The sequence below is a fragment of the Pseudonocardia sp. NPDC049154 genome, from assembly GCF_040648315.1.
Classification (GTDB): Bacteria; Actinomycetota; Actinomycetes; order Mycobacteriales; family Pseudonocardiaceae; genus Pseudonocardia.
The window spans coordinates 117,859-135,409 of sequence record NZ_JBEZDN010000006.1; the positions used below are offsets into that span (position 1 = coordinate 117,859).

The window sequence follows — 17,551 nt, forward strand, 5'->3', positions numbered from 1 at the left end:
CGGCCAGTCACACTGACCGGGTGAGCACGAACGGAGCGGGCGATCCGGCGGCGGATCCCCAGGCGACCGCGGAGCGCGTCGCGAAGGCGATGCTGCACCACGACGAGGCGATCCGAGGCGCGGGCATCCGGCTCGTCGACGTCGGGCCGGGAAGGGCGCGGACCGCGCTGACCGTCGAGGAACGGCACGTCAACGGGCACGGCATCGTGCACGGCGGCTACTTGTTCTTCCTCGCCGACGCCGCCTTCTCCTTCGCCTGCAACAGCCACGGCGTCTCGACGGTCGCGTCGGGCGGCGACGTCGCCTTCCTCCGCGCGGCCCGGGTCGGCGAGGAGCTGGAGGCCGAGGCGGTCGAGCGGTCGCTCGTCGGGAGGTCCGGGCTCTACGACGTGACGGTCCGGACCGCCGCGGGCGAGGTCGTGGCCGAGTTCCGGGGCCGGTCCCGCGCGGTGCCGCACCTACCGGCGCCCACCCTGGACTAGTCGGCGCCTAACGCACGTACAGCAGGTCGCGGATCGCCCGGCCCTCGCGCACCGCGCGCTGCTCGAACTTCGTCAGCGGGCGCGAGTCCGGGCGGGGCAGCCACCCCTCCGGCCCGGCCGCGGGCGCGCGGCGCAGCAGCGGTTGGGAGTCGCACACCTCGCGCATCTGCAGCGCGTAGTGCTCCCAGTCCGTGGCCAGGTGCAGCCAGCCGCCCGGGCGCAGCCGGGACGCGGCGAGCGCGACGAACCCGGGTTGGACGAGCCGGCGCTTGTGGTGCCGCCGCTTCGGCCACGGGTCCGGGAAGAAGATCCGGATGCCCTCCAGCAGGCCCTCGGGGACCGCCCGGTCGAGGAGGTCGACGGCGTCGCCGCGCAGCAGCCGCAGGTTCTCCAGCCCGGCCTCCTGCCGCAGCATGAGCAGCCGCGCGAGTCCGGGCTCGTACACCTCGACGGCCAGGTGGTCCACCTCGGGCGCGGTGGCGGCCATCTCGGCGGTGGCGTCGCCCATCCCGGAGCCGATCTCCAGCACCACCGGGGCCGCGCGGCCGAAGAGTGCATCGGGGTCGAGCCGCTCGATGTCGGCGACGTCGCCGCCGTACTCCGGCCACCACCGGTCCCACGCGTGCTGCTGGCCCTCGCTCAGCCGGTTGCGCTGGTGGACGAACGAGGGGATGCGGTGATGTGTGTCAGGCACCGTCGGCCGCGGGCAGGGAGACGTGCGAGGTGGCGCCGGGCAGCTTGCCGCGGACGTAGCCCGCGGTGGTGAACCCCAGGCAGACGACGACGGCGGCCGCGGAGGCCGGACGCTTCGCCTTCACCTCGCGGATCAGCGCCTTGGGCAGCACGGTGGCGACGTAGCCGCGCTCGGTCGAGAGCGCGTCGTCCGTGCCGACCAGCTTGGAGACGGCGGCCTTCGACAGCCCCTCCGCCCAGCTGCGGCGGCGCAGGTAGGACCAGTCGACCCGGTCGTCGGACACGCGGTGGTCGACCTCGGCGCGCGGCTCGAAGAGGATCTTCACCTCGCGCCCGTCGGCCTTGTAGGCCTGCCGGGCCCGGATGCAGAGCTCGGTCTCCTCGCAGCCCAGCGGGTTCTTGCCGATCCGGCCGATGTCCTCGGCGAACCCGCCGACCCGCTTGAACACCTCGCGGCGCAGCGACATGTTGCAGCCCATGAGGTTGCGGACCTCGGCCTGCTCGGTGGGCTGGCCGGTGTAGGTGCATCCGACGACCCAGTCGAGCTCGCCCGTCGCGTCCCGCCCGCCGGGCGCGCCCGGGAGGGTGGCGGGCCGGCCCGAGTCGTCGACGGCGGCCCGGGCGACCGGCCAACGCGGGTGCGCCACCCCGCCGACGCCGATCACCGCCGGGTCGGCGTAGGGCGCCAGCAGCGCGCGGAGCCAGCCGGGGCGGGCGGAGGCGTCGTCGTCGAGGAACACCACGACGTCGCCCGTCGCCATCTCGACGGCGGTGTTCCGCGCGCCCGACAGGCCCTGCTTGTGCGCGTTGGGCACGACCTGCACCCGCGGGAACGCCTCACGAGCCCGCTCGAGCAGCCCCTCGTTGTGGTCGACGACCACGATCGTCTCCACCGGCAGCACGTCCTGCGCCGCCACCGAGTCGACGGCGGACACGATGTCGGCCCACCGCTTCTCGGTGTAGACGCAGACGACCACGGTCGCGGTGACCGGCGGCTCGGGCACGGGCTCGAACAGGTTCACGGGGCGGGGTCCTCCGGGTGCGGTCCGCCGGCGGCCGACTTCTCGCGCGGTCAGTTCTTCCGCTTGTCGGCGCGCCGGTGCTCGGACAGCAGGGTACGCAGCACCCGGGTGCCGTCCGCGAAGGTCCGCAGGTTCGTCTCGCCGAACATGCGCTGCTTCTCGACCGACGGCACCTCGGTGATCTTCAGGCCGGCGGCGGCGATGCGGCAGTTGAGCACGGTCTCGATCTCGAACCCGTCGCCCCACAGCATCGTGCCGTCCTCCGGCTGCGGCTCGCCCGGGTCCGGCAGCTCCAGCAGCGGGAGCAGGTCGGCCCAGAAGGCGTTGTAGCCGTAGCAGAGGTCCGTGTACGACGTGCCGAACAGCGCGTTGGCCACGGAGTTCAGCCCGGCGTTGCCGGTGCGGCGAAGCAGGGTGATGTCGTCGCTGCCGCCGCCGGCGGCGAAGCGGGTGCCCTTGGCGAAGTCGGCGCCGGCCACGAGGGCCGAGACGAACGCCGGGATCTCCGCCGGGTCGGCCGAGCCGTCCGCGTCGAACATCACGACGACGTCGCCGGTGGCTGCGGCGAACCCGCACGCCATCGCGTTGCCCTTGCCCTTGCGGGTCTGCGTGATGCAACGCACCCAGGGCAATGTGCGACGCGCCGTGCCGATGGTGTCGTCCGTGGAGTTGCCGTCCACGACGATGATCTCGTGCACCGCGGGGCGCACCGCCGCGATCTGCGGCAGGACGACCTCGAGGTTGCGGGCCTCGTTGCGGGTCGGCACCACGACCGTGACGGCCGGGTTGGCCGAGCGCCGCGGCGAGGGCCGGGGCCGCGGCCGCCGGATCGCGCCCGGCGGACCGGCCGGCGGCGCGAAGGGGCCGGGCGGCATCGCGCCGGGCGGCACGGCCCCGGGCGGGGGCCGGTACCCGGTGGGCGGGGGCGCGTAGGCACCCGGTCGTGGGCCCGGTCCGGGGTGCTGCCCGGGGCCGCCGGGCCGAGGTCCGCGGTACGGCGGCGCACCGGGCGCCCCGGGGGGCACCGGCGACGAGGCCGGACGGGCGGGCGTTACGGCGCTCACACAACCTCCAGACAGGTCCGCTCCAATCGGGACAACGAGTAGCCGCGACCCCCGGTTACGGGTGATCGCGATCTCACTCGCCGGGGATCGGGTCGGTCGGGGAGCGTGACCGTGTCGTGACCCGATCCTCGTAGTCGTACGCATCCTGACGCGTCCGATCGGCGGCATGCTCAGCGGTATGTCCGAACCGACCGGTCGCCCGCCCGCGCTCGACGAACGGCTGCTCTCCGTGGCCGTCGAGCTGACCCGTCTCGGCAGGCGGGTCGACGAGCTCGGCGGCACCGTGAACGCGCTGGTCACCGAGTTGCGCGGCGGTGCGGCGGACGGCACCGCGGACCGGTCCGCGGTGGGGGTCGCGGCGGGCGCTCCGGAGGCCTCGCTACCGTCCGCCGACGCGTCGGAACCGTCCGTCTCGCCGCGCGTGTCGCGGCACTACACCACCGATCCTGTGGCCACGCTGTGGACGCCCCCGTCGGGTGTGTCGCAGTCGCCCGCGGGTGGACCGTGGGGGCCGCCCCCGCCGGGGTTCGCCATGGGCCCCCACCAGGGGTTCCAGTACGCCGCGCCGATCGGGCCGCGCCCGCCCAGCCTGGTGGAGCGGCTCCGGGGCCGGCTCTCCGGCCCCGCCCTCCTGGCGGTGACCGGTGCGGTGGTGACGCTGCTCGGCGTCGTCCTGCTGCTGGTGCTGGCCGCCTCGCGGGGCTGGTTCTCCCCGCCCGGACGCGTGGCCGCGGGGGCCCTCCTCGGGGCGGTCCTGATCGGCCTGGGGATGCGGCTGAACCGCCGGCCCGAGGCGCGGACCGGGGCGCTCGCGCTGGCCGGCACCGGGGTCACGGCGCTGTACCTGACGGTCGCGGCCGCCACCGCGCTCTACGGCCTCCTGCCCGCGGTCGCCGGTCTGCTCGCCGCCCTCCTCGTCGCCGCCGGCGGGGTGGCGCTGGCCGACCGCTGGCGGTCGCAGGCGCTCGCCGTCGGATCCGTGCTCGGCGCGGCGCTGCTCGCGCCGTTCGTCGCCGACGGGCCGGGCCCGCTGCTCGTCGCGCTCGTCGTGGTGCTGCAGGCCGCTGCGGTGCCGGCGGTGGTGCGGCGCGGCTGGGGCGTGCTCGCCGCGACGGCGGCCACCGCGCCCGCGCTCTACGGCCTGGTCGGCCCGTACGCCGAGCCGCTGGTCCCGGCGATCGCGGCCGCGGTCGCCGCACTGGTCGTGGGGCTCGTCCCGACGCTCCTGCTCGACCGTCCCGGCGCCCGGCCCGCGCCGCCGGCCACGGCCTGGGTGGTCGCGGCGGCCCCGCTGCCGCTGCTGGCGCTCGCGACCCGGACCGGCCCGTGGCCGGGGGCGGGGCTGGCGCTGCTCGCGGCCGTGGCCCTGCTCGCGCTGGCGATCCCGGCCGGGCGCGCGGCCGTCCGGCTCACCGCGCTGGCGGCGGGGTCGGTCGCGGTGCTGGTGGCGACCGTCGTGGCGTTCGACGGCGGCACGCTCGACGCGGTCCTGCTCGGCGAGGGCGTGGTGGTCCTGGTCGCGGCCGCGGTGCTGCGCAGCCGGGTGGGGTTGCTCGTCGGCGGCGGGTTCGCGTTGATCGGCTACCTCGGTGCGCTGGCCGGGGGGCTGCCGGACCCGACCTCGGTCCCCGCCCTGCCGGTGCCCTTCCGCGGCCTCGTGCTCGCCGTGCTGGTCCTCGCGGCGGCGGTCGCGGCGCTCGTCGCCGCGGGCCGGACCGGGCTGATCCGGGCCGACGCCCGCACCGCCGTTCTCTGGGTCCCGCTCGCGCTCGTCGCGCTGCACGGCGCCACCACCACGGTGGTGACCGCGGCGCTGCTCGTGTCGCCCGACCGCACGGGCTTCCTCGCCGGGCACGCGCTCGTCACGGTGTCGTGGACGGTCGCGGCACTGGTGCTGCTGGCCCGCGGGATCACGCGACCGGCGCTACGGGCGGCGGGTGCGGTCCTGGTGGCGGCAGCGGTCGGGAAGCTGGTGCTGTTCGACCTGCTGGCGCTCGACGGCCTCGCCCGGGTCGCGGCCTTCCTCGGCGCCGGGCTGGTCCTGCTGGCGGCCGGGCACCGCTACGCGCGGCTGGTCGCCCGCGGCGCGGGGGACGGGACCGGAGACCAGGAACGGCGCGAGGAGTGACGGCGTGGCCTCGCCGGCCAGCCGCAGCGCCTCCCGGCCGTCGACGTCGTACGCGTGGAAGGCGCCCCGGCCCGCGGCCGTGGTCGCCCCGAGGGTGACGAGTCCGTTGCGCCGCTGCAGGATCGTCTGCCGCACCGTCCAGCCGATCACGCCGTCGAGGTGCAGCGCGACGGTGCTGCGGCGCAGCGACCCGGCGCGCACGACGAGGTAGCCGCCGACGACGGCGTGGCCCAGCCCGCGGTAGGTGTCGAGCGCGATCGCCGCGCCGACCGGGGCGCCCACGGCGGCCAGGACCACCGCCACGAGCACCGGCCACAGCGTCCCGGTGGTCACGCCCGCCGCGACGAGCGCCACCACCGGAGGTCCGACGACGAGTGCGGCGCGGCGCAGCCGGCGGCGGCGCGCGGCGGGCGGGTGCGGGCGCAGTGCGGCGGCCGTGGGCGAGCGCGACTCGCCGAGGATCACCGCGACGACGCGCTCGGCGAGCCGGCGGGGCGCGGTCGGCAGCAGGGTGCGGTGCTCGGTGCTCTCGGTGCCGCTGCCCACGAGCAGCCCGCTCGCGACGGCGTCGACCCGCGCGGCCCCGGCCAGCCGCATCCCCAGCGGCTCGACGAGCTCGACGCCGGTCAGCCGCCGCTCCTCCAGCGAGATCGACCGGGTGGTGAGCACCCCGCGCCGGACGCGCAGCGTGCTGCCGGGCTCGCGGTCCAGCCGGAACCCGCTCCACGTCTCGGCGTAGACCAGGAAGGCGACGACCGTGCCGGCCAGCAGCATCCCGAGCACGACCAGCACGAGCCGGGCCGCCGGCGGCACCACCCGCAGCAGCGGGCCCAGCGGCCGGTCGACGAGCGCGAGGACCACGGCCAGCACCGCGATCCCGAACAGCGGGGTGGCGGCGGTGAGCACGCCGTAGCGCAGCCACCGCGGGTCCAGCTCGGCGATGCGCCCGTCGGCGGGTCCGGCGGGCGGGCCGCCCGCGGAGCGCATCCGGTCGAGCAGAAGCGTGCGCAGCCGGTCGGCCTCCATCCGCTCGACCGGGCGCAGCCGCAGCGTCGCCTCCCCGCGGCCGCGCTGCTGGCCCGTGCCGACGCGCAGGGCGACCAGGCCGAACGCCCGCAGGACCGGGCCCGCGGTCACGTCGACGGTCCGGACGCGCTCGATCGCCATGCTGCGCGCACGCCGGACGAGCACCCCGGTGCGCAGCTCGACCCGGTCGGGGGTGACCCGGTAGCGCGAACAGCGCCAGCGGGCGTAGGAGGTGGCGACGGCGAACCCGACGAGCAGCAGCGAGACCGCGAGCGTCCACAGCGCGACCGGTCCGGCGAGCTCGGGCTCGCGGGCGGCGACGACGACCACGGCCGTCGCGCCCAGGACGGCCACGGTCACGGTCGTCAGCACCCCCGCGACCGGCACACCGCGCTGGTCCAGCCCGGTCCAGCCGGAGGGGTCGGGCTCGAGGTCGGGGCTCCCGGCGAGGTCGGCGGCGAGGCCGGCACCGGGGGGTGCGCCGGGCCTCACCGGCCCGCTCCCCCGCCCCGTCGGCCCACGATCGTTCCCCCCGGTCGCGTCGTCCCCGTCCTCGACGCTCCACTCTGACGTACCGACGGCCCGCGGGCGAGGGGCGGGGTGCGATCGGGCGGAACTCGTGCAGGTCGCGTGCGAACGTGCGGCCGTGTCGCGCGCCGGACGGCCCGGGGAGGATCCCCCGGCCGGGGTGAACCGCGGTGACCGCGCGGGACGATCACGCCGCGCCGGACGCATCCGTTCACGCGAGTGAAGGGTGTCCCCCGATCCGCTCCGCGGGGTGGCCCGGTCGGCGAGGCTGCGCGACGTGACCACGACCGCAGCCCTGCCTTCCCTGACCCGCCGGCGCACCGAGGCGTTGCGCGCCAAGCGGTCCGAGGTCGCCGCCGAACTGGCCGAAGTGGACGGACGGCACCGGGCGCGGCTGCGCGGTGATCTCGCCCTGGTCCGGCTCCGCGCGACCGCCGACCTCACGGCCGCCCTCCGCGACCTGCGCACCCTGAGCGCCCCGTGGATCAGCGGTCCGCGCTCGTCGCTGCCGGACGTGCTGGCGCCCGCGATCGGGCGCGCGACGGCCGCGCTCCTCGCCCGCAGCCGGGGCGAGGCCGAGGCGGCCGTGCGGCGGGCGGCCGGCCGGATGCTCGGCCCGCTCCCGTTGCCGCCCGAGCTCGTCCCCCGGCCGCCGAAGGGAGCGGCCGCGATCACGGGCCGGCTGCCCGATCCTCCCGGGCGCGTCGGATGGCTCGACGCGGTGCTGCGCATCGGATCCGGCACCGGCGTGGTGCGCCTGGTGCTCGTGCTCGTCGCGGGCGCCCCCGCGCTGGGGTTGTCCGTGGCGGGCGGTCGCACCCTCCTGCCGGCGGTGATCGGGCTGGCCGTGGCCGCGGCGGTGCTGCTCGCGCGGCGCCGCCGGACGGCCGTCGAGCGCGAGCAGTGGGGGTACTGGCTCGACACGGCGCTGCGCGACGCCGAGGCCGAGGCCGTGTCGGCGTTGTCCGCCTTGCTGATCGACCTCGAACGGCGGGCCACCGAACTGCTCGACCGCACCGCGGCCGAGCGCCGCGCCGCGCTCGCCGCGGAGCTGAGATCGCTGGGAGGTCCCGGTGCGCCCTGAGCCGGACGGGGACGTCGACGCCCCGGTCCGGGCCGAACCCCTCGGGAACGACCCCTCCGTCCCGACCCGGGTCGCGATCGGCGCCGGTGATCTCGACACGGACGCAGACGGCGTCGCCGACTCCGCGATCGTCGCGGACGGCCCGGACCTGCTGCTGCACACCGACTTCGACGGCGACGGGCTCGCCGACCGCGTCCTCCGTCTCGGCCCGGCGTCCCTGCCCGTGCACCCGGTTCGTCCGTCCACCGTGGATCCTCCGGGCGAGGTGCACTGGTGGGCACCGTGGACCTGGTTCGCCGACCCCTGACCGGCACGCGGTGGGCGCGCCGAGGTGTCGCGCCCCTACCGGGTGCGGGATAGGTTCTGCGCCGTGGTCCCCGATCGCCCTGATCGTCCCGCCCCCGGGGCCCCCGGGTTCCCGGGGCGCGATCCCGTCGACGCCGTCGACCCCGAGTTCCGGTCGCTCCCCCTGCAGGCCTTCGCCGGGGCGGCGCTGAGCCGGGCGATGCTGCTGGGCGCGCAGCACGCCGACCTGCGGGTCGAACGCGTGGTGTCCCAACGGATCTCGTTGCGGGACGGGACCGTCGAGGGCGTCTCGGACGGTGTCACCACCGGCCTCGCGGTCCGCGTGCTGGTCGACGGCGTGTGGGGCTTCGCCTCGCACGTCGAGCTGACCGTCCAGGCGGCGAGTGCCGCGGCGGAGCGCGCGGTGGCGGTGGCGAAGACCCTCGCACCCGTCGCGCTGGAGCGGGTCGAGCGCGCCGACGAGCCGGTGTACCCGAACGCGGTGTGGGTGTCCGCCTACGACGTCGACCCCTTCACCGTGCCGACCCGGGAGAAGGTGGAGCTGCTCACCGACTGGTCGCAGCGGCTGCTGGCGGCGGACGGCGTCGACCACGTCCAGGCCTCGGTCACACAGGTGCGGGAGTGCAAGTTCTACTCCGATCTCGCCGGCACCACGACGCTGCAGCAACGGGTCCGCATCGAGCCCGGGCTGAGCGCCACGACCGTCGACCCGGGGGCCGGCACCTTCGAGTCGATGCGCACCCTCGCGCCGCCGGCCGGGCGCGGCTGGGAGTACCTCGCCGGCACCTCGTACGACTGGGCGGACGAGCTCGCCCGGCTCCCGGAGCTGTTGGCGGAGAAGACGAAGGCGCCGTCGGTCGAGCCGGGTGCGTACGACCTGGTGATCGACCCGACGAACCTGTGGCTCACCATCCACGAGTCGGTCGGCCACGCCACTGAGTACGACCGCGCGATCGGCTACGAGGCCGCCTACGCGGGCGGCTCCTTCGCCACCCCGGACCAGCTCGGCACGCTCCGCTACGGCTCCGGGCACATGCACGTGACCGGCGACCGCACCGTCCCGCACGGGCTGGCCACCATCGGGTTCGACGACGACGGCGTCGCCACCTCGGAGTGGGACCTCGTCCGCGGCGGCACGCTCGTCGGCTACCAGCTCGACCGGACCTTCGCCCCGCGGCTGGGCCTCCAGCGGTCCAACGGCTGCGCCTTCGCCGACTCCCCGCACCACGTCCCGATCCAGCGCATGGCGAACGTGTCGCTGCGGCCGGACCCGGTGCGGGACACCACGACCGACGACCTGATCGGCGGGGTCGAGCGCGGGATCTACGTCGTGGGCGACCGCTCGTGGTCGATCGACATGCAGCGCTACAACTTCCAGTTCACCGGCCAGCGCTTCTTCCGGATCGAGAACGGCAGGCTCGCCGGGCAGCTGCGCGACGTCGCCTACCAGGCGACCACGACCGACTTCTGGGGCGCGCTCGCCGCCGTCGGCGGGCCCTCGACCTGGCGACTCGGCGGGGCGATGAACTGCGGCAAGGCCCAGCCCGGACAGATCGCGCCGGTCAGCCACGGCTGCCCGAGCGCGCTGTTCCGCGGCGTGACCGTGCTCAACACCCGGGAGGAGGGCGAGTGACCGGCGCGCTCACCCCGCAGGAGACCGTCGAGCGAACGCTCGCGGCCGCGGCCCACCTCACCGGCTGCGCCGTGATCGTCTCGGAGACCAGCGAGGCCGTGCTCCGCTGGGCCAACTCCACGATGACCACCAACGGGCACACCACCTCGTCGCGGGTCACCGTGATCGCGTTCGTGGACGTGCCGGGCGGCACCGCCGCCGGGACCGTCTCGTCGGGCGAGCAGATCACCGGGCCGGAGCGGCTCGCCGACCTCGTCGCCGCGGCCGAGCGCAGCGCCCGGGACGCCGGGCCGTCGCGGGACGCCGCGCCGCTGCCGGAACCGAGCGGCGACGGCGGTCCGAGCTGGAGCGAGCCGGCCGCCGCGACGTCGATCGCCGTCTACTCCGACCTGGCCGCCGGCCTCGCCGAGGTGCTGGCCGGTTCGTTGCGCCAGTTCGGCTTCGCCGACCATTCGTTGACGACGACCTGGCTCGGCACCTCCACCGGCGTCCGCCGCCGCTGGGTCCAGCCGACCGGCTCGGTGGAGCTGAACGTGAAGGACGCCGACTCCTCGGCGTGGACCGGCACGGCCACCACCGACTTCACCGACGTCGACGTCCGGGCGCTGGCCGCCGAGGCGGAGCAGCGGCTGGCGTGGGGCGCGCGGAAGGTCCGCCTGGAGCCCGGCCGGTACGAGACCGTGATGCCGCCGTCGGCCGTCTCGGACATGCTCGTCTACGCGGGCTGGTCGATGGAGGGCCGGGCGGCGCAGGAGGGGCACAGCGCGTTCACCGGCAAGGCCGGCGTGGGCGAGCGGCTCACCGACCTGCCGCTCACGCTGTACTCGGACCCCACCGCCCCCGGGCTGGAGTACGAGCCCGCCGTGATCACGCCGAGCTCCGGGGGCGGGGTCAGCGTGTTCGACAACGGCGCCCCCACCCGCCGGGTGGACTGGATCCGCGAGGGTGTCGTCAACGAGCTCGTCTACTCCCGGGCGGAGGCCGCCGAGTTCGGCACCGCCTTCACCCCGCCCGGCGACAACATGCTGCTCACCGGCGGCTCCGCCGCGACGCTCGACGAGATGGTCGCGCGCACCGGACGCGGCCTGCTGCTCACCTGCCTCTGGTACATCCGCGAGGTCGACCCGGCGACGCTGCTGCTCACCGGGCTGACCCGGGACGGCGTCTACCTGGTCGAGGGCGGCGAGGTCACGGCCGAGGTCGACCACAACTTCCGGTTCAACTACTCGCCGCTGGACATGCTGCGGCGCACCACGGAGGTGGGCCGCACCGAGCCGGCGCTGCCGCGGGAGTGGAAGGACTGGTTCACCCGCGCGCGGATGCCCACCATGCGCATCCCGGACTTCCGGATGTCCTCGGTGTCGCTGGGGAAGTGAGGCTCACCGGCCCAGGTGCCGGTCGAGGAACGCGCCGACCGCCGGCTTCAGCTCCTCCGCCCCGGTGAGCGGCGCCCACTGCCCCGCGCCCGGCAGCTCCACGCGCTCCCAGTCCGGCCGGGCCGCGCCGAGCACGTCGACCAGCGCGCGCACCGGCTCGAGCGAGCCCGGCGAGTGGATCAGCAGGGTGGGGGCCTCGGCGGTCGCGACCTCGGCCAGGGTGAGGCCGGGGTCGATCATCGCGTCGAACTCGGCGAGCCGGTGCGCGAGCCCCCTCACCACTGAGGCCCGGCGCTCGGCCGACAGCCCGTCCCAGGAGCCCGGCCCGAGCCAGTGGTCGGCGAGCTCGCGTGCCGCCTCGTCCGGGCGCCCGGCCGCGATTCCCTCCGCCAGCCGGTCCCGAGAGGCGCACACGGCGTCGAACAGGTCGTCGTGACCGGCGCGGGCGAGCAGCGCGAACGGCGTCGGCTCGACGAGGACCAGGGCCCGCACCCGCTCGCCCAGCTCGACGGCCGCACGCATCGCGACGGCCCCGCCGAAGGAGTGCCCGACCAGCCCCAGCCGTTCCGTGCTGCCCGCGGTCACCGCGTGCACGAGCCGGACCTGGTCCGACAGCGTCTGCGGCCGGAAGCGCGGCCAGGGCGGGGTGGCGCCGTGCCCGTGCAGGTCCAGCGTGAGCACCCGGTAGCGGTCCATCAGCGCGTCCGCGAGCGGGTCCCACACCCGGCGCCCGCCGGCGATCGAGCTGAGCAGCACCACCGGTGGGCCCGCCCCCACCCGGTCCACGTCGACGTCGACGACCCCGCGTCGTACCAGCACCATCCGATTCGTCCCCCCGGGCCGGAATTCGACGCGGGAGGAGCCGGCGTTAGCCCCGGGAGGACGAGATCAACAACTCACGGAGCCGGGCGACGAGCGCGTCGACGCCGACGTCGCCGGTCAGCGGGGCACCGGTGAGGGTGCGCAGGTACAGCCCGTCGCCGACGAGCTGGACGAGCCAGGACAGCACCGGGTCCGGGACCTCGGTGCGCAGCGCGGCGAGGCCGTGCGCGTCGACGTCCGCGAGGGCGCGGCGGGTCGCCTCGCCGGTGGGGCTGCCGTCGGCGATGCGCAGCGCGGCGAGGTAGGTGCGGGTCAGCCCGACCGGCGACGCCGCGCCGGGCACGGAGGTCTGCAGGTAGTAGGCCACGGCGCCGTCGGGGTCCGCGCGCATGTGCGCGACGTCGGCGGCGCTGCGCTCGCGCAGCCGCTGCAGGAGGCCCTCGGCGAGCGCCTCCTTGGACCCGAAGTGGTAGAGCAGGCCGCCCTTGGAGACCTGGGCCGCGGAGGCGACGGCGTCGAGCGTGGCGGCCGCCGGGCCCTGCTCGACGAGCAGCGTCTCGTAGGCGTCCAGGACGCGGTCGCGGGCGCTCGGCACATCCGGACCCTACCGACCGGCTCGCCGGGTGAGGCCGCTCACCAGCGGAATGCGCGGCTGGACCTGCCCGTTGGAGCGACTGTACCGTCCGGACGGTAGAGCTATACCGTCCGGACGGTACAGCTGCGTTGTCACCCCGATCCGCGCCTCCCCGGGCGCCGCTCGACCCTGCAAGGACCCGCTCGCATGACCCGTACGCTGCCCACCCCGGCCCCTGCCCGTTCGCTCCCCCGTCCCCGCGCCGGTCTGCGCGAGTGGCTCGCGCTCGCCGTGCTCTTCCTCCCGACGCTGCTGGTCGCCGTCGACAACACCGTGCTGGGCTTCGCCCTGCCGGCGATCAGCCGTGCGCTCCGCCCGGACGCGACGACCCTGCTGTGGATCGTCGACGTCTACCCGCTCGTCCTGGCCGGGCTGCTGATCGCGATGGGCGGGCTCGGCGACCGCATCGGGCGTCGCCGGCTGCTGCTCGTCGGGATCGCCGGCTTCGGCGCGGTGTCCCTGCTGGCCGCCTCCGCGACGGACGGGGCGCACCTCGTCGCCGCGCGCGCCGCGCTGGGCTTCTTCGGCGCGATGCTGATGCCCTCGGTGCTGGCGATCCTGCGCACGATCTTCCTCGACCGCACCCAGCGGCGGCTCGCGCTCGCCATCTGGGCCACCGCCTTCGCCGCCGGCGCCGCGCTCGGCCCGATCGTCGGCGGCCTGCTGCTCGAACACTTCTGGTGGGGCGCGGTCTTCCTGGTCAACGTGCCGGTCGCGGTGCTGGTGCTGGTCGCCGCCCCGCTGGTGCTGCCCGAGTCGCGGATGGCCAACCCCGGCCGTCCGGACCTCGGCGGCGTCGCGCTGTCGATGCTGGCGGCGGTGCCCGCCGTGCTCGCGATCCACACGATCGGCGAGCACGGGTTCACCGTCGCGTCGGTGATCGAGCTGGTCGTCGCGGGCACGGCCGGCGCGCTGTTCGTGAAGCGCTGCCGGGACCTGCCCGGTCGGGGTCGCCGGCCCCTGGTCGACCTGGACCTGTTCGCCTCGCCGGTCGTGCGGGTGTCCGTGCTGGCCAACGCCACCACGATGTTCGCGCTCACCGGGCTGCTGTTCTTCGCCGCGCAGTACCTGCAGCTGGTGCTGGGCCGCTCGCCGCTGGAGGCCGGCCTGGTGCTGGTCCCGGGGATGGTCGCCACGATCCTCGCCGGGCTCGGGGCCGCGGCCCTGGCCCGGCGCTTCCCGCTGCGGGTGCTGGTGCCGGCCGGCCTCGTGCTCGCGGCCGCGGGCTACGTGCTCTGCACGCGCCTCGGCGTCGGCTCCGCCGGGACACTGCTCCTGGCCGCCGCCGTGCTCATCGGCGCGGGCATCGGGCTGTCCGAGACGATCACGAACGACGCGATCCTCGCCGCCGCGCCCGCCGACCGGGCCGGGTCGGCCTCGGCGGTCGGCGAGACCGCCTACGAGCTCGGTGCGGTGCTGGGCACCGCGGTCCTGGGCAGCGTGCTGAGCGCGGTCTACCGGGCCGCGGTCGAGGTGCCCGCCGACGCCGCGCCGGGCGTCGCGCTCGGCGCCGAGGCGTCCGACACCGCGCGGCAGACGCTGGGCGGTGCCGTCGACGTGGCCGCCGGCCTGCCCGCTCCGGCCGCGGACGCACTGCTCGGCTCGGCGCGGGAGGCCTTCGCGCTCGGCGTCGACGTCACCGCCGGGGGGGGCACGGCCGCGCTGCTGCTCGTCGCGCTCACCGTGGTGCTGGGCCTCCGCCGCCGCGACCGACCGCGTCCTCCGCGAGGCGGGCGGCGAGCCGCGCCACCGCCTGCCGGACCTCGTCCGGCCGCAGCACGGTGAAGCGCCAGGCCAGCCCGGCGAGGGCGCGGGCCATGCCGTCCGCGTCCTCGGCCCGGGTCCGCAGCAGCGTGCCGTCGGGGTGGGCCTCGACGGTGCCGAGCCAGGCCGGCCACCGCCGGGCGACGTCCACGGGCGGGCCGTGCACCAGGACCTCCACCTCGAGCCGGTAGGGCACCTCCGCCAGGCCGGCGACGACGTGGGCCACCGGGTCGAACCCCTCCGGCGCGGCGAACCCGGCCCCGGTCGGCGCCACCCGCGCGACCCGGTCCAGCCGGAAGGTCCGCACCGCCCCGCGGCGGTGGTCGTGCCCGGTCACGTACCACCGTCCGGAGTGGAAGACGAGGCCGTAGGGGTCCAGCTCGCGGGTGCTCTCCTCGCCGCGCCAGGAGCGGTAGGCCAGCCGCACCCGGCGCCGGTCCCGGACCGCCTCGCCGAGGCCGAGCAGGACGTCGGCCGCGGGGGCGGTGCCGTCGCGGGCGGCGGTGGTGAAGCCGAGCGCGCCGGCGACGGCGGCGACCCGGTTCCGCAGCTCGGCGGGCAGCACCCGCTCCACCTTCGCCCGCGCGCTCGCCACCGCCGGGGCCGCGGCGTGCATGCCGGTGCGCTCGGCCGCGAGCAGCCCGAGCACCACGGCGACGGCCTCGTCGCCGGACAGCATGAGCGGGGGCAGCTTGTAGCCGGGCAGCAGGCGGTAGCCGCCGTACCGCCCGCGCTCCGCCACCACCGGCACCCCGAGCCCCTCCAGGGCGGCGACGTAGCGGCGGACCGTGCGGACGTCGACCTCCAGGCGGTCCGCCAGCTCCGGGCCGGTCAGCCCCGGCCGGGCCTGGAGGAGCTCCAGCAGGGCGAGCACGCGACCGGCCGACATCCCGTCAGTAAACAGGACCGGATCGGCCCTGATCCGGCCCTACCGTTCTCCCCGTGACGACATACGTGCTGGTCCCGGGGTTCTGGTTGGGTGCGTGGGCGTGGGACGCGGTGGCCGCGGAGCTGCGCGCCGTGGGCCACGAGGTGCATCCGGTGGAGCTCGGCCACGAGCCGGACGCGACGGCGGAGAGCCATGTCGACGACGTGCTGCAGACCCTGGAGAAGGCCGGCCCGGCGGTGCTCGTGGGGCACAGCGGCGGCGGACCGGTCTGCGCGGCCGCGGCCGAGCGGGCCCGGGACCGGGTCACGCGGCTGGTGTTCGTCGACACCGGACCGCTGCCGGACGACGTGCCGCAGGTCGACTTCAACCCGGCGGAGGCGCAGGAGTGGATCCGGGCCCGGATCGCCGAGCACGGCGGGGTGCAGCCGATGCCCACTCGCGACGAGTTCGCGCAGCTGGGCACGAGCACCGCGGGGCTCGACGACGAGACGTTCGCCGAGCTGCACGCCCGCTCGCTGGCCGAGCCCGCCGGGGTGGTCCTCACCGGCGCCCGGCGCGGCGCCCCGGACCCGACGCTGCCGAAGACGGTCGTGGCGTGCAGCTTCACGCAGGCCCAGGCCCGGGAGCTGATCGCGGCCGGGGTGCCGGCCTTCGCGGAGATGGGGGGACCGGAGTGGTCCTTCGCCGAGCTCCCGACGGGGCACTGGCCGATGCTCAGCGAGCCCGCGGCGCTGGCCCGGCTGCTGGCCGGGCTCGGCGACCCGGCCTGACCGGGCGCGGTCACCCGGCTGCCGACCCGGCCCGAGCGAGGATGATCGATTCCCCGCTCGCCCCGCGGACAAACGCCGTTCGGCGCATTCCCTCGTCGTACCCGGAGGCCCGTCCGGCGCGTCGCGCCGCCGCGGGCGTACCCGGTCCGCACCATGTCCGTTGAGCCTCGGGTCGGGTGAAGTCAACGAGCTGTTCCGCGCCACCGACGCCGCGGCCGGCGAGTGCGAGGAGGTCGGACCGTGTCCCTGGACGCCGTGAGCGCGTACACCCTGGTCGTGGGCGACGAGGACGGCCCGGCCGACGTGCAGGTCTTCTCGACGGCCGACGCCGCCTGGCGCGCGCTCGACGCGGAGATCCGCCTGCGGTGCGGGATGCGGCCCCGCCCGCGCCGGGTCACCGACCCCGAGGCGGCGGCCCGGCTGGCCGACGCCTGGCGCGCGGGCGAGCCCGAGACACGCTTCTGGCAGGTGCAGGCGCACCGGCTCCCGATCCTGCTCCCGGCGATCGCCGGCACCCCGTCCCGGCCCTCGGGCCGCCCGTCGCGCGCGGGTGCGTTGCGCAGCGCCTGAAGAGGACGGGAATTGCTGTTCCGCCGGGCATGGTTGCGCATTTCGAATTCCTAAGCCCTGCGCCCGATTTCACACGGGTGTCATGACGGCGTCGCACCCCTGAACCACGGCGCCGGTGGCCGGCCACCGCGCGCACGCCACCGACCTGCCCGGATCCTCCGCGAATGCGGTGGTGAGCGCATTTGTCAGCACAAACTGTATCGATTCCATGATCGGTGTTGTGAGTCAATCGACAGTTCGCATCGATGTGTGGAACAGGGTCTGCCCGGTAACCTCTGTAGTTATCTTTCCCCGTTACGAGCCTCGTCCCGACCAGGCGAGGCTCTGCCAGCATTCCCCGGCCGGGGAACGGGGGCCGGCCAGGCTAGGAGACTCACATGACCGCAGCGACCGTCCCAGGGATCGACGATGCGCCCACGACCAATGCGCGCCTGCTGTCATGGGTGCGTGAGATCGCGGAGCTGACCGCGCCGGAGGCCGTCGTCTGGTGCGACGGGTCCGACGCCGAGTGGGACCGCATGACGAGCCGCCTCGTCGAGGCCGGCACCTTCGTCAAGCTGAACGAGGAGAAGAAGCCCAACAGCTTCTACGCCGCCTCCGACCCCGACGACGTCGCCCGGGTCGAGGAGCGCACCTTCATCTGTTCGGCCACGGAGGAGGGTGCGGGTCCCACCAACAACTGGGCCGACCCCACGGAGATGCGCGAGACGCTGCGGGGGCTCTTCCGCGGCTGCATGCGCGGCCGCACGATGTACGTGAT

The 17,551-nt window shown here is 75.9% G+C and carries 15 protein-coding genes and 2 pseudogenes; 10 read left to right on the top strand and 7 right to left on the bottom strand.

Translation table 11 applies throughout. From position 1 onward, the window contains the following. Positions 1–20 precede the first annotated feature (20 nt). Positions 21–482, top strand: a complete 462-nt coding sequence (gene paaI / locus AB0B41_RS05925; RefSeq protein WP_358199431.1) for a hydroxyphenylacetyl-CoA thioesterase PaaI — start codon at positions 21–23, stop codon at positions 480–482. Positions 483–489: 7 nt separating this feature from the next. Here the strand turns inward: paaI and trmB are convergent, their stop codons facing one another. The 3 genes from trmB to AB0B41_RS05940 are packed head-to-tail and all read right to left on the bottom strand — an operon-like array spanning position 490 to position 3,072. Continuing rightward, positions 490–1,176, bottom strand: coding sequence for a tRNA (guanosine(46)-N7)-methyltransferase TrmB (trmB, locus tag AB0B41_RS05930; RefSeq protein WP_358199433.1), 687 nt, complete (start codon positions 1,174–1,176; stop codon positions 490–492). Next, the gene (locus AB0B41_RS05935) at positions 1,169–2,197 is read right to left on the bottom strand and encodes a glycosyltransferase (RefSeq protein WP_358199435.1); all 1,029 of its coding nucleotides are present in this window, start codon (positions 2,195–2,197) and stop codon (positions 1,169–1,171) included. The genes trmB and AB0B41_RS05935 overlap by 8 nt, the downstream gene beginning before the upstream one ends. A 50-nt stretch (positions 2,198–2,247) precedes the next feature. Next, positions 2,248–3,072, bottom strand: a complete 825-nt coding sequence (locus AB0B41_RS05940; RefSeq protein ID WP_358199437.1) for a glycosyltransferase family 2 protein — start codon at positions 3,070–3,072, stop codon at positions 2,248–2,250. Positions 3,073–3,439: 367 nt separating this feature from the next. Here AB0B41_RS05940 and AB0B41_RS05945 point away from each other — a divergent pair, with 367 nt between their 5' ends. Further along, on the top strand, positions 3,440–5,389 hold the full coding sequence (locus tag AB0B41_RS05945) for a DUF2339 domain-containing protein (protein WP_358199439.1): 1,950 nt from the start codon (positions 3,440–3,442) through the stop codon (positions 5,387–5,389). Between the two features lie 39 nt (positions 5,390–5,428). On the opposite strand, the pseudogene AB0B41_RS05950 reads toward AB0B41_RS05945, so the two are convergent. Next, a pseudogene (locus AB0B41_RS05950) lies at positions 5,429–7,150 on the bottom strand (PH domain-containing protein); the annotation flags it as partial. 70 nt (positions 7,151–7,220) lie between these two features. On the opposite strand from AB0B41_RS05950, the gene AB0B41_RS05955 reads away from it, so the two are divergent. From AB0B41_RS05955 to AB0B41_RS05970, 4 genes are all read left to right on the top strand, one after another. Then, complete coding sequence (locus tag AB0B41_RS05955; protein WP_358199441.1) at positions 7,221–8,027, top strand: hypothetical protein; 807 nt, start codon at positions 7,221–7,223, stop codon at positions 8,025–8,027. After that, positions 8,017–8,334: a hypothetical protein gene (locus tag AB0B41_RS05960; RefSeq protein ID WP_358199443.1), complete on the top strand. Its 318-nt coding sequence runs from the start codon at positions 8,017–8,019 to the stop codon at positions 8,332–8,334. Before AB0B41_RS05955 ends, AB0B41_RS05960 begins: the two co-directional genes overlap by 11 nt. 63 nt (positions 8,335–8,397) lie before the next feature. Continuing rightward, positions 8,398–9,966, top strand: coding sequence for a TldD/PmbA family protein (locus tag AB0B41_RS05965; protein WP_358199446.1), 1,569 nt, complete (start codon positions 8,398–8,400; stop codon positions 9,964–9,966). Further along, complete coding sequence (locus tag AB0B41_RS05970) at positions 9,963–11,342, top strand: metallopeptidase TldD-related protein (protein ID WP_358199448.1); 1,380 nt, start codon at positions 9,963–9,965, stop codon at positions 11,340–11,342. The genes AB0B41_RS05965 and AB0B41_RS05970 overlap by 4 nt, the downstream gene beginning before the upstream one ends. 3 nt (positions 11,343–11,345) lie before the next feature. Here the strand turns inward: AB0B41_RS05970 and AB0B41_RS05975 are convergent, their stop codons facing one another. Together AB0B41_RS05975 and AB0B41_RS05980 are read right to left on the bottom strand one after the other, a co-directional pair. Continuing rightward, a complete protein-coding gene (locus tag AB0B41_RS05975; RefSeq protein ID WP_358199450.1) occupies positions 11,346–12,164 on the bottom strand; it encodes an alpha/beta fold hydrolase in 819 nt (272 codons plus the stop codon). A gap of 46 nt (positions 12,165–12,210) precedes the next feature. Continuing rightward, positions 12,211–12,759, bottom strand: coding sequence for a TetR/AcrR family transcriptional regulator (locus AB0B41_RS05980; protein WP_358199452.1), 549 nt, complete (start codon positions 12,757–12,759; stop codon positions 12,211–12,213). 186 nt (positions 12,760–12,945) lie between these two features. Between AB0B41_RS05980 and AB0B41_RS05985 the strand changes: the two genes are divergently transcribed. After that, positions 12,946–14,583, top strand: coding sequence for an MFS transporter (locus tag AB0B41_RS05985; RefSeq protein WP_358199454.1), 1,638 nt, complete (start codon positions 12,946–12,948; stop codon positions 14,581–14,583). Here AB0B41_RS05985 and AB0B41_RS05990 read toward each other — a convergent pair. Further along, positions 14,477–15,451: a YafY family protein gene (locus tag AB0B41_RS05990; RefSeq protein ID WP_358199456.1), complete on the bottom strand. Its 975-nt coding sequence runs from the start codon at positions 15,449–15,451 to the stop codon at positions 14,477–14,479. The genes AB0B41_RS05985 and AB0B41_RS05990 overlap by 107 nt on opposite strands. A 53-nt stretch (positions 15,452–15,504) precedes the next feature. Here AB0B41_RS05990 and AB0B41_RS05995 point away from each other — a divergent pair, with 53 nt between their 5' ends. From AB0B41_RS05995 to AB0B41_RS06005, 3 genes and pseudogenes are all read left to right on the top strand, one after another. Then, entirely contained in the window at positions 15,505–16,221 is a 717-nt protein-coding gene (locus AB0B41_RS05995; protein ID WP_358199458.1) for an alpha/beta hydrolase, read from the top strand. A 240-nt stretch (positions 16,222–16,461) separates the two neighbouring features. Next, positions 16,462–16,791: a hypothetical protein gene (locus AB0B41_RS06000; RefSeq protein WP_358199460.1), complete on the top strand. Its 330-nt coding sequence runs from the start codon at positions 16,462–16,464 to the stop codon at positions 16,789–16,791. Positions 16,792–17,168: 377 nt separating this feature from the next. Further along, a pseudogene (locus AB0B41_RS06005) lies at positions 17,169–17,551 on the top strand (phosphoenolpyruvate carboxykinase); the annotation flags it as partial.

What these genes read in the sequence shown, in the direction of transcription:
- AB0B41_RS05940 (WP_358199437.1), bottom strand. Translation starts at nt 3,072, where the DNA reads ATGCCGCCCGGCCCCTTCGCGCCGCCGGCCGGTCCGCCGGGCGCGATC.
- AB0B41_RS05945 (WP_358199439.1), top strand. Translation starts at nt 3,440, where the DNA reads ATGTCCGAACCGACCGGTCGCCCGCCCGCGCTCGACGAACGGCTGCTC.
- AB0B41_RS05985 (WP_358199454.1), top strand. Translation starts at nt 12,946, where the DNA reads ATGACCCGTACGCTGCCCACCCCGGCCCCTGCCCGTTCGCTCCCCCGT.
- AB0B41_RS05975 (WP_358199450.1), bottom strand. Translation starts at nt 12,164, where the DNA reads ATGGTGCTGGTACGACGCGGGGTCGTCGACGTCGACGTGGACCGGGTG.
- AB0B41_RS05990 (WP_358199456.1), bottom strand. Translation starts at nt 15,451, where the DNA reads ATGTCGGCCGGTCGCGTGCTCGCCCTGCTGGAGCTCCTCCAGGCCCGG.